The organism is Rhodoferax sp. MLSD5-FHT05B10, assembly GCF_058793415.1.
On the sequence record NZ_JBXAFT010000002.1, the window covers coordinates 122,895 to 140,684 of the forward strand.

Annotated in this window: 19 protein-coding genes; 14 read left to right on the forward strand and 5 right to left on the reverse strand. The window is 65.7% G+C overall.

Annotated features, from left to right (window positions below; translation table 11 throughout):
- Positions 1-3: 3 nt before the first annotated feature.
- The 14 genes from AC1Q5W_RS03250 (at position 4) to AC1Q5W_RS03315 (ending at position 12,012) form a co-directional block, all read left to right on the forward strand.
- Complete coding sequence (locus AC1Q5W_RS03250; RefSeq protein ID WP_492643880.1) at positions 4-417, forward strand: gamma-butyrobetaine hydroxylase family protein; 414 nt, start codon at positions 4-6, stop codon at positions 415-417.
- An 84-nt stretch (positions 418-501) separates the two neighbouring features.
- Positions 502-1,233 carry a bifunctional demethylmenaquinone methyltransferase/2-methoxy-6-polyprenyl-1,4-benzoquinol methylase UbiE gene (gene ubiE / locus AC1Q5W_RS03255; RefSeq protein WP_492643879.1) on the forward strand — a complete coding sequence of 244 codons (732 nt, stop codon included), beginning with the start codon at positions 502-504 and terminating at the stop codon, positions 1,231-1,233.
- Positions 1,234-1,285: 52 nt separating this feature from the next.
- Entirely contained in the window at positions 1,286-2,251 is a 966-nt protein-coding gene (locus tag AC1Q5W_RS03260; protein WP_492643878.1) for a Tim44 domain-containing protein, read from the forward strand.
- Between the two features lie 81 nt (positions 2,252-2,332).
- Positions 2,333-2,893: a hypothetical protein gene (locus AC1Q5W_RS03265; RefSeq protein WP_492643877.1), complete on the forward strand. Its 561-nt coding sequence runs from the start codon at positions 2,333-2,335 to the stop codon at positions 2,891-2,893.
- Positions 2,890-4,455: a ubiquinone biosynthesis regulatory protein kinase UbiB gene (gene ubiB, locus AC1Q5W_RS03270; RefSeq protein WP_492643876.1), complete on the forward strand. Its 1,566-nt coding sequence runs from the start codon at positions 2,890-2,892 to the stop codon at positions 4,453-4,455. The genes AC1Q5W_RS03265 and ubiB overlap by 4 nt, the downstream gene beginning before the upstream one ends.
- Before the next feature lie 52 nt (positions 4,456-4,507).
- Positions 4,508-4,825: an FmdB family zinc ribbon protein gene (locus AC1Q5W_RS03275; RefSeq protein WP_492643875.1), complete on the forward strand. Its 318-nt coding sequence runs from the start codon at positions 4,508-4,510 to the stop codon at positions 4,823-4,825.
- A gap of 28 nt (positions 4,826-4,853) precedes the next feature.
- A complete protein-coding gene (locus tag AC1Q5W_RS03280; RefSeq protein ID WP_492643874.1) occupies positions 4,854-5,501 on the forward strand; it encodes a DUF502 domain-containing protein in 648 nt (215 codons plus the stop codon).
- A gap of 50 nt (positions 5,502-5,551) precedes the next feature.
- Positions 5,552-7,369, forward strand: coding sequence for an aspartate--tRNA ligase (aspS, locus tag AC1Q5W_RS03285; RefSeq protein ID WP_492643873.1), 1,818 nt, complete (start codon positions 5,552-5,554; stop codon positions 7,367-7,369).
- Positions 7,370-7,416: 47 nt separating this feature from the next.
- The gene (gene nudB, locus AC1Q5W_RS03290) at positions 7,417-7,908 is read left to right on the forward strand and encodes a dihydroneopterin triphosphate diphosphatase (protein ID WP_492643872.1); all 492 of its coding nucleotides are present in this window, start codon (positions 7,417-7,419) and stop codon (positions 7,906-7,908) included.
- Between the two features lie 4 nt (positions 7,909-7,912).
- Positions 7,913-8,656 carry an endonuclease/exonuclease/phosphatase family protein gene (locus AC1Q5W_RS03295; RefSeq protein ID WP_492643871.1) on the forward strand — a complete coding sequence of 248 codons (744 nt, stop codon included), beginning with the start codon at positions 7,913-7,915 and terminating at the stop codon, positions 8,654-8,656.
- A complete protein-coding gene (clsB, locus tag AC1Q5W_RS03300) occupies positions 8,653-9,855 on the forward strand; it encodes a cardiolipin synthase ClsB (RefSeq protein ID WP_492643870.1) in 1,203 nt (400 codons plus the stop codon). The genes AC1Q5W_RS03295 and clsB overlap by 4 nt, the downstream gene beginning before the upstream one ends.
- A 78-nt stretch (positions 9,856-9,933) precedes the next feature.
- Entirely contained in the window at positions 9,934-10,659 is a 726-nt protein-coding gene (gene folE, locus AC1Q5W_RS03305; protein ID WP_492643869.1) for a GTP cyclohydrolase I, read from the forward strand.
- 5 nt (positions 10,660-10,664) lie between these two features.
- Positions 10,665-11,087: a BLUF domain-containing protein gene (locus AC1Q5W_RS03310; RefSeq protein ID WP_492643868.1), complete on the forward strand. Its 423-nt coding sequence runs from the start codon at positions 10,665-10,667 to the stop codon at positions 11,085-11,087.
- Positions 11,088-11,133: 46 nt separating this feature from the next.
- Positions 11,134-12,012, forward strand: coding sequence for a DUF429 domain-containing protein (locus tag AC1Q5W_RS03315; RefSeq protein WP_492643867.1), 879 nt, complete (start codon positions 11,134-11,136; stop codon positions 12,010-12,012).
- Here AC1Q5W_RS03315 and AC1Q5W_RS03320 read toward each other — a convergent pair.
- From AC1Q5W_RS03320 to AC1Q5W_RS03340, 5 genes are all read right to left on the reverse strand, one after another.
- Complete coding sequence (locus AC1Q5W_RS03320) at positions 11,996-12,829, reverse strand: MinD/ParA family protein (protein ID WP_492643866.1); 834 nt, start codon at positions 12,827-12,829, stop codon at positions 11,996-11,998. The genes AC1Q5W_RS03315 and AC1Q5W_RS03320 overlap by 17 nt on opposite strands.
- Positions 12,829-13,623, reverse strand: coding sequence for a GGDEF domain-containing protein (locus AC1Q5W_RS03325; RefSeq protein ID WP_492643865.1), 795 nt, complete (start codon positions 13,621-13,623; stop codon positions 12,829-12,831). Before AC1Q5W_RS03325 ends, AC1Q5W_RS03320 begins: the two co-directional genes overlap by 1 nt.
- Positions 13,624-13,736: 113 nt before the next feature.
- Entirely contained in the window at positions 13,737-15,413 is a 1,677-nt protein-coding gene (locus AC1Q5W_RS03330) for a SulP family inorganic anion transporter (RefSeq protein WP_492643864.1), read from the reverse strand.
- Entirely contained in the window at positions 15,410-16,171 is a 762-nt protein-coding gene (locus tag AC1Q5W_RS03335) for a HesA/MoeB/ThiF family protein (RefSeq protein WP_492643863.1), read from the reverse strand. Before AC1Q5W_RS03335 ends, AC1Q5W_RS03330 begins: the two co-directional genes overlap by 4 nt.
- 91 nt (positions 16,172-16,262) lie before the next feature.
- On the reverse strand, positions 16,263-17,699 hold the full coding sequence (locus AC1Q5W_RS03340) for a S41 family peptidase (protein ID WP_492643862.1): 1,437 nt from the start codon (positions 17,697-17,699) through the stop codon (positions 16,263-16,265).
- Positions 17,700-17,790: the final 91 nt, after the last annotated feature.

Below are 17,790 nucleotides of genomic sequence, written 5' to 3' on the forward strand. Positions count from 1 at the left end.
GCTATGGCAGGCTTGAAGGCTGGGGCTCCGACCCCGCAGGATCTGACGGTGCACAGCCAGTCGCGGGTGCTCGAGATCCGCTTTTCGGACGGCGCGCACTTTCGCATTCCGTTCGAGCTGATGCGCGTGTATTCGCCGTCGGCCGAGGTGCAGGGGCACGGCGCCGGGCAGGAAACCCTGCAGACCGGCAAGCGCGACGTGACGCTCGACGCCCTGGAGCCCGTGGGCAACTACGCCGTGCAGCCCCATTTCTCCGACGGCCACGCCTCCGGCATCTTCACCTGGGATTACCTGTATTTCCTCGGTTCGCAGCAGGCGCAGTTGTGGCAGGATTACGCAGACCGGCTCAAGGCTGCCGGCGCCGACCGCGATGCGCCCATGGCGCCCAAGGCCGGCCCCAGCTGTGCCAGCCACTGAGCGTGCGGGTCTTGCTATTGTTTTTGTAGCTGTTTGCGCAATATGGATGGGGTTTGCAGCCTGTTTTTCCTATAAAATTTGACCATGACAACAACTCACTTTGGTTTCCGTTCGGTCGATGAATCCGAAAAGGCGCAACATGTGCGGGGCGTTTTCGACTCCGTTGCCCCCAAGTACGACCTGATGAACGACCTCATGTCCATGGGGTTGCACCGCGCCTGGAAGGCCTACACCGTGCTGGTGGCCAACCTGCACGAGGGTGACCGGGCGCTGGACATTGCCGGTGGCACGGGCGATCTGGCCCTGGCCTTCTCCAAGAAGGTGGGCAAGAGCGGCCAGGTGGTGCACACCGACATCAACGAGGCCATGCTGCGCACCGGGCGCAACCGCCTGATCGACGCCGGCGTGGTGCTGCCCACCACGGTGTGCGACGCCGAGAAGCTGCCGTTTCCCGACAACCATTTCAACGTGGTGAGCGTGGCCTTCGGCCTGCGCAACATGACCCACAAGGACGTGGCCCTGGCCGAGATGAACCGCGTGCTCAAGCCCGGCGGCAAGCTGCTGGTGCTGGAGTTCTCCAAGGTGGCGGCCCCGCTGGAGAAGGTGTACGACTGGTATTCGTTCAAGGTGCTGCCCCGCCTGGGCAAGCTGGTGGCGGGCGACGACGCCAGCTACCGCTACCTGGCCGAGTCCATCCGCATGCACCCCGGGCAGCAGGAGCTCAAGGCCATGATGCACAAAGCCGGATTCGGCCATGTGGACTTTCACAACATGACGGGTGGCGTGGTGGCCTTGCATGTTGGAATCAAATGTTGAGACTTGGAAAAACCCCGTCCGGCCCCAGCTGCGGAGTTACTTTGGAGATGTTATGAAAATCTGGACAGTGGTGCTGGCTACCTTCCTGGCGGTGTCAGGGTTCAACGCCGAGGCTGCGCGCCTGGGCGGTGGCAAGTCGTTTGGCAAGCAGTCGTCCAACGTCACGCGCCGCGAGGCCACGCCGGCCGCGCCGGCGCAGAACGTGACCAACGCCGCGCCCAAGCCGGCCCCCGCGGCCGCACCGGCCCCGGCTCCCGCGCCCAAGCGCCCCTGGGGTGCCATGCTGGGCGGCCTGGCTGCCGGCCTGGGGCTGGCCTGGCTGGCCCATTCCCTGGGCATGGGCGAAGGCTTCGGCCAGATCCTGATGTTTGCCGTGCTGGCTTTGGCCGCCGTGGCGGCGGTGCGCTGGTTCCTGCGCAGCCGTACGCCGCAGCCTGCCGCGGGGCAGCCGTTTGCGTTCCAGGGTGCGGGCCATGTGCCCTCGGTCGATGCCAAGCCCTACAGGCCCGAGAACGTGGGCAACGACGCCTCCGCACGGCCCTGGGAGCGGGGTGGCATGGCGTTCGAGCCGGCCAGCCCGGCATCGGGTTCCATGATCGGCTCGGCCCTGTCCGGCTCGCAGAGCTGGGGCATTCCCGCCGGGTTTGACAGCGAAGGCTTTCTCAAGGCGGCCAAGACCAATTTCGTGACCCTGCAGGCGGCGTGGGACAAGTCCGACATCCCGGCGCTGCGGGCCATGATGACCGACGCCATGCTGGGCGAGATCCGGTCGCAGCTGGCCGAGCGGGAAACCCACACCGGCGCCAGCCCCAACCTCACCGAGGTCGTGATGATTGAGGCCCACCTGCTGGGCATTGAAGAGCTGGACGACGCCTACATGGCCAGCGTGGAGTTCTCCGGCATGATCCGCGAGGAACCGTCGGCGGGCCCCAGCCCGTTCCGTGAAGTCTGGAACATGACCAAGGCCAAGAGTGGCCCCAGCGGCTGGCTGGTGGCCGGGGTGCAGGCCCTGCAATAGGCATGCAATAGGCCGGACATCCACAGGGGCTGACCGCCGCAATGGCGGAACCGGCCCGTATTCGGGGAATAATGGGGGACTATGGCAACACAGTCCCCTTTTTCCATGCTGGAGGGCCTCCTCCAAAACTTCAATCTGCCTCCCGCGCCGCCCGCCTGGGCCGTCGATGAGACGCACCGGCGCATTGTGCTGCTGCTCAACCATGTGTTGATGCAGGAGCCGCAGGCCATGGAGCGGCTGGTCCGGCAAAAAGGGCGTGTGGTGCTCATGCAGTGGCGCAGCCTGACCTTCACGGTGCAGGTCACCCCCGCCGGCCTGCTGGACCTGGCCGCTGCCGGTGCGCCGGCCGACCTCAAGCTGGTCATTGCCGAAGAATCGCCCCTGGCCATCGCGCAGGCCCTGCTGCAGGGCGACAAGCCGGCGGTGCGCATTGAGGGCGACGTGCAGCTGGCGGCCGAGGTGAACTGGCTGGCCGACCATTTGCGCTGGGACATTGAAGAAGATCTGGCCCGGGTGCTGGGCGATGCCCCGGCCCATGCGCTGGTGCAGGCGGCACAGACGCTGGCGCAGGCCGTGCAGCAGTTTGTGGGCCGGCGTACCGGCGGCAGCACCAACGGCAGTGCCAGCGGGTCGGCTGCATGAGTCGCCTGTACCGCGGGGTTTTCATTGTCTGGGTGGTCTTCCGCTACGGACTCGACGAGCTGGTTCTCAGCGGTTTCCAGAAACCCTGGCTGTCCCGCCTGACGCGGGTGCTCACCTTTGGTCGCACGCTGGACGCGCCACGCGGCCAGCGCCTGCGCGAGGCGCTGGAGCGCCTGGGCCCCATTTTTGTCAAGTTCGGCCAGGTGCTGTCCACCCGGCGGGACCTGATGCCGGTGGACATCGCCGACGAACTGGCGCGCCTGCAGGACCGGGTGCCGCCGTTTCCCTCCGAGGTGGCCGTGGCCACCATCGAGCGCGCCCTGCGCAAGCCCCTGAGCGAGCTGTTTGTGTCGTTCGAACAGGAGCCGGTGGCCAGCGCCTCCATTGCCCAGGTGCACTTTGCCGTGCTGCGCGACCGCAACAACCGGCTGCGCGAGGTGGCCGTCAAGGTGCTGCGCCCGGGCATGCTCGCGGCCATCGAGAAAGATCTGAGCCTGATGCGCATGATGGCGGGCTGGGTGGACAGCCTGTCGGCCGATGGCAAGCGCCTGCGCCCGCGCGAGGTGGTGGCGGAGTTCGACAAGTACCTGCATGACGAGCTGGACCTGGTGCGCGAGGCGTCCAGTGCCGCCCAGCTGCGGCGCAACATGGACGGCTTGCAGCTGGTGCTGGTGCCGGAGATGCTGTGGGACTATTGCACCACCGACGTGCTGGTGATGGAGCGCATGCATGGCGTGCCTATCAGCCAGGTGGACCGTCTGCGGGCGGCGGGGGTGGATATTCCCAAACTGGCGCGCGACGGCGTCACCATTTTCTTTACCCAGGTGTTTCGCGATGGTTTCTTCCACGCCGACATGCACCCGGGCAATATCCAGGTCAGTCTGGATCCGCAGACGTTTGGCCGCTACATTTCGCTCGATTTCGGCATCGTCGGAACCCTGACCGAGACCGACAAGGAATACCTGGCGCAGAATTTTGCGGCCTTCTTCCGGCGCGACTACAAGCGGGTGGCGGAATTGCACATCGAGTCCGGCTGGGTTCCCCCCGGTACCCGGGTTGATGAGCTGGAAGCGGCCGTGCGGGCCGTGTGCGAGCCGTATTTCGACCGGCCCCTGCGGGAAATTTCCCTGGGCATGGTGCTGATGCGCCTGTTCCAGGCCTCGCGGCGCTTCCAGGTGGAAATCCAGCCCCAGCTGGTGCTGCTGCAAAAGACGCTGCTCAACATCGAGGGCCTGGGGCGCGAGCTCGACCCGGAGCTGGACCTGTGGGCCACCGCCAAACCCTTCCTGGAAAAATGGATGATCGGCCAGGTGGGGCCGCAAAAACTGCTGGACCAACTCAAGGACCAGGCTCCCCGCTATGCCAAGCTGCTGCCCGAGCTGCCCATGCTGCTGCATGCCTATTTGCGCCGCGGAGCGGCGGATTCCGGCCGGGTCATGGACGAGCTGCTGGCCGAGCAGCGGCGCACCAACCGCCTGCTGCAGGCGCTGGTGTACGCCGTGATCGGGTTTGCCCTGGGCATGGTCGTCATGCAGTTTGTGGTCCGCGTACGGCTTTTCTAGTGCGAGCCTTATAATTGAAGGCTTTGCAACTTGAAGTCAGAGCCCCAAAGCCATGCCCATATACGCCTATAAATGCGAGTCCTGCGGGTTTGCCAAGGACGTATTGCAGAAAATGTCGGACGCTCCGCTGGAGGTGTGTCCTTCGTGCGCCCAGCCCACGTTCAAGAAGCAGGTCACTGCGGCCGGCTTCCAGCTGAAGGGTTCGGGCTGGTACGCCACCGATTTCAAGGGTGGCGGCAGCGCCCCCGCAACCGGCGTGGCACCTTCCACTGCAGAGGCTTCCGCCTCCGCCGCCGAATCCTCGGCACCCAAGGCTGAATCCGCTGCCACGCCCGCTGCTGCACCCGCTGCGTCGTCGTCGGGCAGCTGACGGCCGCCCCCAACCCACTGGATTGCCCGTGCCCTTCAAAAAATACATGCTCACCGGCCTGATGGTCTGGCTGCCGCTGGCCATCACCATCTGGGTGCTCCTGTGGCTGGTTGGCATGCTGGATGCGGTGTTCGGCGGCTTCCTGTCGGCGCTGGCGGCCGTGACGCCGGCCACCCTGGGGCCCGTGCTGGATCGCCTGCACAACATTCCCGGCCTGGGCGTGCTGCTCGTGGTGTCCGTCATGCTGTTCACCGGCGCGCTGGTGTCCAACGTGGCGGGGCGGTGGTGGATCAAGCAGTGGGACCGCATCTTTGCCAACATCCCGATCGTCAAATCCATCTACAACAGCGTCAAGAAGGTGTCGGACACGCTGTTTTCCAGCAACGGCAATGCGTTTCGCACGGCGCTGCTGATCCAGTACCCCCGTCAGGGCAGCTGGACCATCGCCTTCCAGACCGGTGTGCCCGGCGGCGAGGTGGCGTCCCACCTCGGCCCCGACTACATCAGCGTCTACGTGCCCACCACGCCCAACCCGACCAGCGGCTTCTTCCTCATGCTGCCCCGGGCCGATGTCGTCGAACTCGACATGAGCGTGGACCAGGCGCTGACCTACGTGATTTCCATGGGCGCGGTTCCCCCCGCCATGCCGGTGCAAAAATCGGTGCCCCCCAGATAACCCTTAACCATGTTCCGCTGCCGGTCACGGTGGCGCCCTGAAAGCAAGCTATGGCCATGCGCTCCCACTATTGCGGTCTGGTGACCGAAGCCCAACTGGGCGAAACCGTTTCCCTGTGCGGCTGGGTGAACCGCCGCCGCGACCACGGTGGCGTGATCTTTGTCGACCTGCGCGACCGCGAAGGGTATGTGCAGGTGGTGTGCGACCCCGACCGCGCCGACATGTTCAGCGCCGCCGAAGGCCTGCGCAACGAGTTCTGCATCCAGGTCAAGGGCCTGGTGCGCGCGCGCCCCGCAGGCACGGTCAACGACAACCTCAAGAGCGGCAAGATCGAGGTGCTGTGCCATGAGCTGACGGTGCTCAACCCCTCGGTGACGCCACCGTTCCAGCTCGATGAGGACAACCTGTCGGAAACCACGCGTCTGACGCACCGTGTGCTGGACCTGCGCCGCCCCTACATGCAGAACAACCTGATGCTGCGCTACCGCGTGTCCATGGAAGTGCGCAAGTTCCTCGACGCCAACGGCTTCGTCGACATCGAAACCCCCATGCTCACCAAGAGCACGCCCGAAGGTGCCCGCGACTACCTGGTGCCCAGCCGCGTGCACGACGGCCAGTTTTTCGCGCTGCCGCAAAGCCCCCAGCTGTTCAAGCAGCTGCTGATGGTGGCCGGCTTTGACCGCTACTACCAGATCACCAAGTGCTTCCGCGACGAAGACCTGCGCGCCGACCGCCAGCCCGAATTCACCCAGATCGATATTGAGACCTCGTTCCTGGGCGAGGAAGAAATCCGTGCCATGTTCCAGGGCATGATCACCACGGTGTTCAAGAACACCATCAACGTGGACCTGGGCGAGTTCCCGGTCATGACCTACGAGCAGGCCATGCACCTGTACGGCTCCGACAAGCCCGACCTGCGCGTGAACCTGCAGTTCACCGAACTGACCGACGTGATGAAGGACGTCGACTTCAAGGTCTTCTCCGGTGCCGCCACCATGAAGAACGGCCGCGTGGTCGCCCTGCGCGTGCCCGGTGGCTCCGCGGAAGGCGGCGGCATCAGCCGCGGCGAGATCGACGCCTACACCGAGTTCGTCAAGATCTACGGCGCCAAGGGTCTGGCCTACATCCGCGTCAACGACCTGTCCAAGGGCCGCGATGGCCTGCAGAGCCCCATCGTCAAGAACATCCATGACGTCGCATTGGCTGCCGTGCTGGAGCGCTCCGGCGCCCAGAATGGCGACCTGATCTTCTTCGGCGCCGACAAGGCCAAGATCGTCAACGATGCCATCGGTGCCCTGCGCATCAAGATCGGCCACAGCGAATTCGGCAAGAAGAACGGCCTGTTCACCGGCGGCTGGCGCCCCATGTGGGTGGTGGACTTCCCGATGTTCGAGTTCGACGAGGAAGCCCAGCGCTACACCGCGACCCACCACCCCTTCACCGCCCCCAAGGACGGTCACGAGGACTGGATGGTCACTGCGCCCGAGAAGTGCATCTCCAAGGGCTACGACATGGTGCTCAACGGCTGGGAAATGGGGGGCGGTTCGGTCCGTATCCACCGCGCCGACGTGCAGCAGAAGGTGTTCGACGCACTCAAGATCAGCCCCGAAGAAGCGCAGCTCAAGTTCGGCTTCCTGCTCGACGCCCTGCAGTACGGCGCGCCCCCGCACGGTGGCCTGGCCTTCGGCCTGGACCGCATCGTCACGCTGATGACCGGCGCCGAGTCCATTCGCGACGTGATCGCCTTCCCCAAGACGCAGCGCGCCCAGTGTCTGCTCACGCAAGCGCCGTCGCCCGTGGACGAGAAGCAGTTGCGCGAGTTGCACATCCGCCTGCGCACCCCCGAGGCTGCCAAGACCGCCGGCTGAACGGGTCTGGTGCACAATGAAAGGGCGCTCGGGTAGCGCCCTTTTTTATGTCCACGCCCTACAAGATTCCCCAATCCGTGCTGGTGGTCATCCACACCCCGGCGCTGGAGGTGTTGCTGATCCGCCGAACCGAGGGCGTGGGAGACGCCGCGTTCTGGCAGTCGGTCACCGGCAGCAAAGATGCGCCAGACGAGTCCTGGGCGCAGACCGCCGTGCGGGAGGTGGCCGAGGAAACCGGCATCGATTGCGGCCCCGCCAGCCGTCCGGACGTGGTGCTGCAGGACTGGCATCTGGAAAATATGTACGCGATCTACCCGCGCTGGCGGCACCGCTACGCCCCCGGGGTGACGCACAATACCGAGCGCCTGTTCGGGCTGCAGGTGCCAGCGGGGACCCCCGTTACCCTGAACCCGCGTGAGCACACCCATTACCGCTGGCTGCCTTACCGAGAGGCGGCCGAACAGTGTTTTTCGCCGTCCAATGCCGAGGCCATACTGCAGCTGGCGCGGTTTGCGGCGGCGCCATTGGAAAGGACGTGACAGCATGACACTCTTGCGCGTAGCGACCTACAACATCCACAAGGGTGTGCAGGGCATCGGGCCGCGGCGGCGGCTGGAGATCCACAACCTGGGCCACGCCATCGAGCAACTGGACGCCGACATCGTGTGCCTGCAGGAAGTGCGCAAGGTGCACCGCCGCGAAGCCGAGTACTTCACCCACTGGCCCGAGATGCCCCAGGCCGATTTCCTGGCACCGGAGGGCTATGAGGCCGTGTACCGCACCAACGCCCATACCCGGCACGGCGAGCACGGCAATGCCATGCTGTCACGCTGGCCGGTGGTTGCGCACCAGCACGAAGACATGTCGGACCACCGGTTCGAGCAACGGGGCCTGCTGCACGCGGAAGTCCTGGTGGAAGGACGCACCGTGCATGTGGTGGTGGTGCACCTGGGCCTGATCAAGGCCAGCCGGGTGCGCCAGCTGGCGCAGCTGCAGCGGTTTGTCGCGCGCGAAATACCCGCCGATGCCCCCATCGTCGTGGCTGGCGACTTCAACGACTGGGGCTCGCTGGTGCAGAACGCACTGGGGTCTGCCGGGCTGGTGACCTGCGGGCAGCAGCGCGTTGGCACTTTCCCTTCGCGCCTGCCGGTGGTGCAGCTGGACCATGTGTATGCGCGCGGGCTCATTCCCCGGGGCCTGCAGGTGCCGCGGGGGCGCATCTGGGGCCGCATGTCGGACCACCTGCCCCTGATTGCGGAGTTTGAGTTGCCGCAGGGTGCCTCTTGACGGTTCCGGTGTTCAGCCCCGGGCACCAGCTGCGGCTCCTGCAGGGCGGGGTTGCGTGCTTTGCGGCCATGGTGGAGGCCATTGACCGCAGCGTGCAGGAGGTCCGGCTGGAGACCTATATCTTCAGCTTTGACGCCTCCGGCGAGCGGGTGGCCGCCGCACTGGTGCGCGCCGCGCGGCGGGGCGTGCCCGTGTACCTGGTGATGGACGGCATCGGAACCCCGACGGTGCCGACGGACTGGGTGCACCGCTTTATCGAGGCGGGAGTGCGCTGGCACCTCTTTTCCCCGCTGGGGCGCTGGGGGCTGCTGATCCCGGGGCGCTGGCGGCGCCTGCACCGCAAGCTCTGCGTGGTGGATGGGCGTGTCGCCTTTTGCGGCGGCATCAACATCCTGGACGACTACTACGAACCGGACCACACGGCGCTGGACGCGCCCCGTTTTGATTTCTCGGTGCGGGTGGAGGGGCCGCTGGTGGCCGATGCCCATCGCGCCATGGCCCAGTTCTGGGAGCGGCTGCAGATCACCCGGCAGCTGGAGCGCTGGGACTTCGAGGAGGCCCGCCAGTCACTGCAGAAGGCCTTTACGCCGCAGCCTGCCGGCCCGCTCAGGGTGCCGGGCACCGGTGCCAGCGCCGCGCTGGTGCTGCGGGACAACGTGCGCAACCGCACCCGCATTGAGCAGGTCTACCGCAAGGCCATTGCAGAGGCTCGCCAGGAGGTGCTGATTGCCAACGCGTACTTTGTGCCGGGCGGCAAGCTGCGCCGGGCACTGGTGCATGCGGCCGGGCGGGGGGTGCGCGTGCGCCTGCTGTTGCAGGGGCGGTATGAGAACTTCATGCAGTACCACGCCGCCCGGCCGGTGTACGGCAAGCTGCTGGCCGCCGGCATCGAAATCCATGAGTACGCCGCGAGCTTCCTGCACGCCAAGGTGGCGGTGATCGACGAACAATGGGCCACCGTGGGCTCCAGCAACCTGGACCCCTTGAGCCTGCTGCTGGCGCGGGAGGCCAATGTGGTGGTCGAGGATGGGGCGTTTGTCCAGGAGCTGCGCACCTGCCTGACCACCGCCATGGACACCCAGGCTGTGCGACTGGATGCCCAGGTGTTTGCCAACCGGCCATGGCGCCAGCGTTTCCTGGACCGGCTGGCGTTCTGGCTGATGCGGCTGATGCTGTTTCTGACGGGTAGCCGCTATTGATTTGATAGCTGTCTGCGCAAAAGGCGCGGGGGCTAGCGGCCAAAAACCTTATTGTTTAAAGGCTGGTAGTATGCTGGCATGTTAATGAAAACACAGAGCACCATGAACCCATCCGATGCCGATGAGGGAACCCCTGTTTCCGTCAAGATCAGGGAGCGGCTGCAGGCCGCCCGCAAGCGCTTCAACGCCAACGACAACATTGCGCAGTTTGTGGAGCCCGGCGAACTGGAAAAGCTTCTGGACGAAGTGGAAGTCAAGATGCAGGCCGTGCTCGACAGCCTGGTGATCGACACCGCAAACGACCACAATACCGACAAGACGGCCCGCCGTGTGGCCAAGATGTACGTCAACGAGGTATTCCGGGGGCGCTACGTCACCGGCCCCACCATCACCGAATTCCCCAACGTCGGCCACCTCAACGAGCTGATGATCGTAGGCCCCATCACCGTGCGTAGCGCCTGCAGCCACCACTTCTGCCCGGTCATCGGCAAGATCTGGATCGGCGTCATGCCCAATGAGCACACCAACGTGATTGGCCTGTCCAAGTACGCCCGTCTGGCCGAGTGGATCATGGGCCGGCCGCAAATCCAGGAAGAGGCGGTGGTGCAGCTGGCCGACCTGATCCAGGAAAAGACCCAGCCCGACGGCCTGGCCATCGTCATGGAAGCCAGCCACTACTGCATGGCCTGGCGCGGCGTGAAGGACATGGACAGCAAGATGATTAACTCGGTCATGCGCGGCGTATTCCTGAAAGACCCGAACCTGCGCCGCGAGTTCTTGTCCCTGATTCCCCGGAAAGGCTGATTCCCATGTTGGTCCGTTTGCTTTACGCCAGTCGCGCCGTAGATCCTAGCGCCGATTCCATCGAGTCCATCCTCACGCAGTCGCGGCAGTACAACCCCACCTGCGGCATCACCGGCATCCTGTGCTACGGCGGCGGCATCTTCCTGCAGGCCATAGAAGGCGGCCGCAACGCGGTGAGCGAGTTGTATGGGCACATCCAGAAGGACGCGCGTCACAAGGACGTGGTGCTGCTGCACTACGAAGAAATTTTCGAGCGGCGTTTTGGCGGCTGGACCATGGGGCAGGTCAACATGTCCAAGATCAACACCAGCATCCTGCTCAAGTACGCCGAAAAACCCGAGCTGGACCCTTATGCAGTGTCGGGCAAGGTATCGCTGGCCCTGCTGGAAGAGCTGATGGCCACGGCGTCCATCATTGGCCGGGTCTGAAGACGGCGTTTGCGGGCCCACAACCCCGCCGCACGCCCCGCCGGACGTGACCGAGCTGGTCGGCTGCGACTTTTCCAGCCGGCCCACAGCGCGCAAACCCATTGTGCTGGCCCTGGGGCATCTGGAGCGCGGACGGGTTCTGCTGTCCCGACTGGAGCGCCTGGCGTCATTGGACGCGTTCTCGGGCTGGCTGCAGCAGCCACGTAGCTGGGTGGGGGCGTTTGACCTGCCCTTTGGCTTGCCCCGGGAACTGGTCGAAACCCTGGATTGGCCCCGTGACTGGGCGGCGTGCATGCGCCACTATGCGGCACTGGACCGCGCGACGGTGCGCGCCACCTTCGCCGCGTTTTGTGACGCCCGGCCGAAGGGCGCCAAATTTGCCCACCGGGCGACCGACCGGCCAGCCCACTCCAGTCCGTCCATGAAATGGGTCAACCCGCCGGTGGCCTACATGCTGCATGCCGGTGTGCCACGCCTGCTGGAAGCCGGCATCCATTTGCCGGGCTTGCATGCGGGAGACCCGCAGGACGTGGATGCCGCCGGGCAGCCGCGCCGGGTGGCACTGGAGGCCTATCCCGGCCTGCTGGCGCGCGAAATACTGGGCGCACGCAGCTACAAGAGCGATGACAAGGCCAAGCAGACGCCCGAGCGCCTGATCGCCCGCAAGGACCTGGTGACGGCGCTGGAAATGGGGCAGACCCGTCTGCACCTGCGCCTGAAAGTCACGCATGCCCAGCGCGATGCCCTGGTGGCAGATGCTTCGGGTGATGCGCTGGACGCCGTGCTGTGCCTGCTGCAGGCGGCCTGGGCCTGGCAGCAGCATCGGCAGGGCGCACCCTGCTATGGCTTGCCGCCGGAGATGGACCCGTTGGAGGGGTGGATCGTCAGCGCGCAGGCCGCGCCCGGCATCAACGCCTGGGGATGACGGTTTCCTGGAGCTTGAGCGCCAGCTGGGAGATGGCCAGTGCCGCAGGGCAGCCGGGGGTGTTTTGCAGCAGCAGCTGCCGGCGCATGACGGCCTGCCGTACGGAAGGGTCGGCCGGGATGTCGCCCATGTGGATCAGCTTGACCGGGCGGCCGGGTTCGCTGGGGACAAAGCGGTCCAGCACCTGCTGCAGCTGTGTGGTGATGGCGCGTCCGTCGCCCAGGCGGGCGGTCTGGTTGATCACCATGCGGATGTTCTGGCGCTTCTGCTGCCCGACCAGCACCTTGATGGTGGCGTAGGCGTCGGTCAGGGAGGTGGGCTCGGGGGTGGCCACCACCAGAACCTCGGAGGCCAGGGACACAGCAAACAGCACCACGTCGGAGATGCCGGCGCCAGTGTCCAGCAGCACCACGTCGTAGTGGGGCACCAGCCCCTCCATGATGCGCAGAAAGTCGTCCCGCACCTCGGGTGACAGGCGGGAGTACTCCACCATGCCGGAACCCGCCAGCAGCACGGAAAACCCGCCGGGTGCCCGGACGATGGCGTCTTCCAGCTTGGCCTTGCCGGTAAAGACGTCGTGCAGGGTCACCTTGGGGTACAGGTTGAGCACCACGTCCAGGTTTGCCAGTCCCAGGTCGGCGTCCAGCACCAGAACCCGCTGGCCCAGTTTGGCCAGTGCAGCGGCCAGGTTGGCGGACACGAAAGTCTTGCCCACGCCGCCCTTGCCGCTGGTGACGGCCAGCACCTTTCCGAGTGGCTTGAGCGGCACGCCCGCGCCAGCGGCGGTGGTTTCCGGGGGATTCAACACGTCAGACATCAATTCACCCTTTGCATGGCGCCATGGGCCGCTGGGCCCGGCACGTCGCTGGAAACATTCTCGATCCACGCCGGATCACCGAGCGCGAGATGGCTAAACAGGAGGGTCTTTTCTTCGGCGCTGACATAGATTTCTTGCTGCTGATCCAGGCAGACGCAGTTGCGGCCGCTGGCCTTGGCCCGGTACAGCTGGGTGTCGGCGCGCTCCGTCCACAGGGCGGCGGTCGAGCGGACCCATTCCGGCGCATAGGCACCGCCCACGCTGACCGTAACCTGGAGCGTCACGCTGGGGGAAATCGGGATCACCAAAGCTTCCACGGCGGAGCGGATACGCTCGGCCACCACCATGCCGAAGGCCGTATGGCAGTAGGGCATGACCACGGAGAACTCTTCCCCCCCGTAGCGGGCCAGCGTGTCCATGGGGCGCACACAAGCGGCCAGGCATTTTGCGACGGCCTGCAACACGCGGTCGCCGGCCTGGTGGCCGTAGGTGTCGTTGACCTTCTTGAAATGGTCGATGTCCAGCATCAGCAGCAGCGTCGGTTCGCCGGAGCGCGCGACCATGTCAATGTTGCGGTCCAGCGTGGCGCGGAACTGGCGCCGGTTGGCCAGGCCGGTCAGCGGGTCCCTGAGCGACAGTTCGCACAAGCCGTCAATGACGCTTTGCAGGTAATCGCGGGCCGACTCCTCGGGCGGAGGCAGGGCCATCACCATGTCGTGGTCCAGCAGCGCCCGCGCGTCATCCAACTGCAGTTGACACAATTCAACGAAGGGATTGGATGGGGAGGGAGCCACGGTGTGATTCAAAGTTGAGCCGATAAAGTCTAACAGGAACCACTGTCATGGTCGCTGCAAAAACGGCTGGCATCGCGGGCATTTGACCGCAATTCGCCAAGTATTTCTCGCGCTTATGCAGCCGGGGTTCCGGTCGCGCCCCGCAGCCGCGCGATCTGCGTCAGAGCCTCGGCATCGGTGCGGTAGAGCTGCAGCAAGGGACTGTCGTCCAGCTGGCCGGCTCTTCGCAACACGGTTTCCACCGGCAATTTGATGCCGCTGATGTGCAGCGTGACGCCGTGTGCCTGCAACGCTACCCGCAGGGCACTGAAAACTTCCACGCCGGTGGCGTCGATGCGGTTGATGGGATGGGCAAACAGGCACACATGCCGGGTGTCCGGGTGTGCCGCCAGGTAGCCGGATATGTTGCGCTCGAAGCTGCTGGCGGCTGCAAAGTCGAGTTCGGCGTCCATGCGCAGCGCATACATGTGCTCGGCCAGCGGCGCCAGGTCCCAGAGGTGGCGGTCACGCAGGCTGCCGTCCGGGTGCAGGCCCACTTCGATGATGCGCGGGTGCAGGCGCTGGTGCAGGAAGTCAATCAGGCCCAGCATGACGCCGGCCAGCACCCCCCAGTAAATGCGCGGCGCCGTCAGCAGCGTGACCAGGAAAGTCACCCCCATGGTGAATGCTTCCATGCGCAGCAGGCGCCACAACCGCACAAAGCTGGCTGGCTTGAGCAGGCTGCTGACGGCCGCCACGACCACGGCTGCCAGCACCGCGGACGGCACGTGGTACAGCGCCGGGGTCAGCCACAGCAGGACGGCCAGGACCATGACCACCGTCACCACCGTGGCCCAGCCGGTCTGGGCCCCCGCGTACAGATTGATGGCCGAGCGCGAGAACGACGAGCTGGTGGGGAAGCTGCCGGTGGCACCGGACGCCAGCTTGGCCAGGCCCTGCGCAATCAGGTCCTGGTTGTCGTTCCAGGGCTTGTGTTCGCGCAGGTTCTCCACCTTGGCGCTGGAGGCGGTCTCCAGAAAGCTCACCAGGGTGATGACCATGGCCGGCACGATCAGTGCGCCCAGCGTGCCCCAGGCCAGCGTGCCCGGCCAGTACAGGCCCGGCAGCCCGGAGGGCAGCGCGCCAATGACGGCGCCGCCGTGCCCGGAGAAACCGCTGGCGTAGCTGAGGGCGCCCGCGCCAATGACGGTGACCATCACGATGGGGGCGTTGGGGGCCAGCTGCTTGCCGACTACCAGCAAGGCCAGGCTGCCCAGGCCGAAGGCGGCGGCCATGGCATCGACATGGGGGGCGGCCAGCCAGGCGGACCAGTCCCCTTGCATGCCCAGCAGGGCCGGCAACTGTGACAACACGATCAGCACCGTGGCCGCCTGGGTGAAACCGGCCAATACGGGGGCGCTGACCAGGTTGAGAATCCAGCCAAAGCGCCCCAGCCCCAAACCGACCTGCATCAGGCCGCTCAGCAGCGCCAGCCACACCGCCAGTGCCACCCATTGGGTACTGCCGGGTTCGGCCAGGCCCGCGAGCGAGGCGGTCACCAGCAGACTGGAGAGGGCGGTGGGTCCCACCGACAGCCGGGGTGACGCGCTCCACAGTACGGCCACCAGGGCCGGCAGAAACGAGGCGTAGATGCCGGTGACCAGGGGCATGCCCGCCAGCGCCGCGTAGGCCACCGACTGCGGCACGATGACCAGCGACACCGTCAGTCCGGCGGCGACTTCACCGCGCAGCAGCGTGGCGTTGGGGCGGGGCCAGGCCAGAAACGGCAGCCAGCGGGTGAATCGGGTCATGCGGCGGCGTGCGTGCTGCCACACACCGGGCAGCCCGGGTTGCGCGGCAGACGGATGTCGGTCCAGCCCATGCTGCGGCCGTCGAGCATCAGCAGCCGTCCGGTGGCCGGTTCGCCCGCCCCGCTGAGCAGCTTCAGCGCCTCGGCGGCCTGCATGCTGCCCATGATGCCCACCAGCGGCGCGAACACGCCCATGGTGGCGCAGCGGGTTTCCTCGAAGGTGGTGTCGGGGGGAAAGACGCAGGCGTAGCAGGGCGAGTCGTCGCGTCGGGGGTCGTACACCGCGAGCTGGCCGTCGAAGCGGATGGCCGCACCCGAGACCAGCGGCACGCGGTGGTGCACGCAGGCGGCATTGAGCGCCTGGCGGGTGGCGAAGTTGTCGCTGCAGTCCAGCACCACATCGACCCCGGCCACCAGGGTGGCCAACTGGGTCGCGTCGGCGCGCACGGCCAGGGTGGTGATGTGCAGGCCGGGGTTGATGGCCAGCAACGCCTGGCGGGCCGACTCCACCTTGGGTTGGCCGACACGGGCCTCGGTATGGATGATCTGGCGCTGCAAGTTGGTCAGGTCGACCGTGTCGTGGTCGACCAGGGTGAGATGCCCTACACCCGCCGTGGCCAGGTACAGGGCGGCGGGGGAGCCCAGACCGCCCAGGCCGATGATGAGCGCATGCGCCTGCAGGATGCGCTGCTGTCCCTCGATTCCCAGCTCGTCGAGCAGGATGTGGCGCGAGTAGCGCAGCAGTTGCGAGTCATCCATGGAGCCGTATCGCCGCCGGGTCGTCCCAAGGCAAAACAGCCCCCGTGGGGGGCTGCGCAGTACGTGAAGCGACCAGCGTGGGGGCCATGCCCTAGTTGTCCTTGGGTTCTTCCTTGCGCTCCACCAGGGTCTTGCTGACCAGGACCGCACGGCCCTTGAGCTGGTTGATGGCCTGGGCCAGCTGGAAATCCTTGTCGGAACCGAACTCGGGCGGGCGGCGCTCGGAGGCGGGCTTGCGCGATTCTTCTTCCAGACGCTTGAGGGCTTCGTCGCGGGCCTTTTCCAGGCCGGGGTCCTTGACTTCCTCGCCCTGACCGCTGGCCAAGTGCTTGCCCAGATCGGCTTCGCGGGTGCGCAGGACCGCAAACGGGCTGCCTTCTTCGGTTTCGTCCACCATCACGTCGGGCACGATGCCCTTGGCCTGGATGGACTTGCCGCTGGGGGTGTAGTAGCGCGAGGTGGTGATCTTCAGACCGGTGTCGGGCCCCAGGGGACGGAAGGTCTGCACCGAGCCCTTGCCGAAGGTCTGGGCGCCCATGATGGTGGCACGCTTGTGGTCCTGCAGGGCACCAGCGACGATCTCGCTGGCCGAGGCGGAGCCTTCGTTGACGAGTACCACCAAGGGGACCTTCTTCAGGCCGGCGGGCAAGCCTTTCAGGGGGTCGGAGCCATCGCGTCCCAGGTAGTCGCGCAGAGTGGCCCGCAGAACCTGCTTGCTTTCGGGCGTCTGGCCGTTGGTGGACACCACTGTGACGTTTTCAGGCAGGAAAGTGGCGGACACCGCAATCGCGGCGGTCAGCAGGCCACCGGGGTCGTTGCGCAGATCCAGCACCATGCCCTTGATGCGCGGGTCCTGCTTGTAGAGCTCTTCAATCTTGTGGGCGAAGTCCTCGACCGTGCGCTCCTGGAACTGGCTGACGCGGATCCAGGCGTAGCCAGGTTCCACCAACTTGCCGCGCACCGACTGCTGCTTGATTTCTTCGCGGGTGATGGTGACGGTGAAGGTCCGGTTCTCGTCCTTGCGGAACACCGTGAGCACCACCTTGGTGTTGGGTTCGCCCCGCATGCGCTTGACGGCATCGTTGAGGGTCAGGCCCTTGATGGCGGTGTCGTCCACGCGGGTGATCAGGTCATTGGTCTTGAGGCCGGCGCGGAAGGCGGGGGAGCCCTCGATCGGCGAGACGACCTTGACCAAGCCGTCTTCCTGCGTGATTTCGATGCCCACGCCGACGAATTTCCCGGAAGTGCCTTCCTTGAATTCCTTCAGCGATTTCTTGTCAAAGTACTGGGAATGGGGGTCCAGGCTGGAGACCATGCCGGAAATGGCTTCGGTGATGAGCTTCTTTTCGTCCACCGGCTCCACATAGTCGCTTTTGACCATGCCGAAGACGGCGGCCAGCTGCTGCAGCTCTTCCAGCGGAAGCGGCGCCAGCGTGTTGCGTGCCACGGTTTGCAGCGACACGGTCGTCAGCGCACCGGCGAGAACGCCCACACCTACCCAGCCCGCAATTTTCAGTTTTTGACCCATAAATATTCCTGTATCGGCCCAATATACACCTTGGAGGCGTTTTGCAGCCCCCGGTTCCCGGATTTGTGTAGGTGCGGTCAATCCGGGTGGT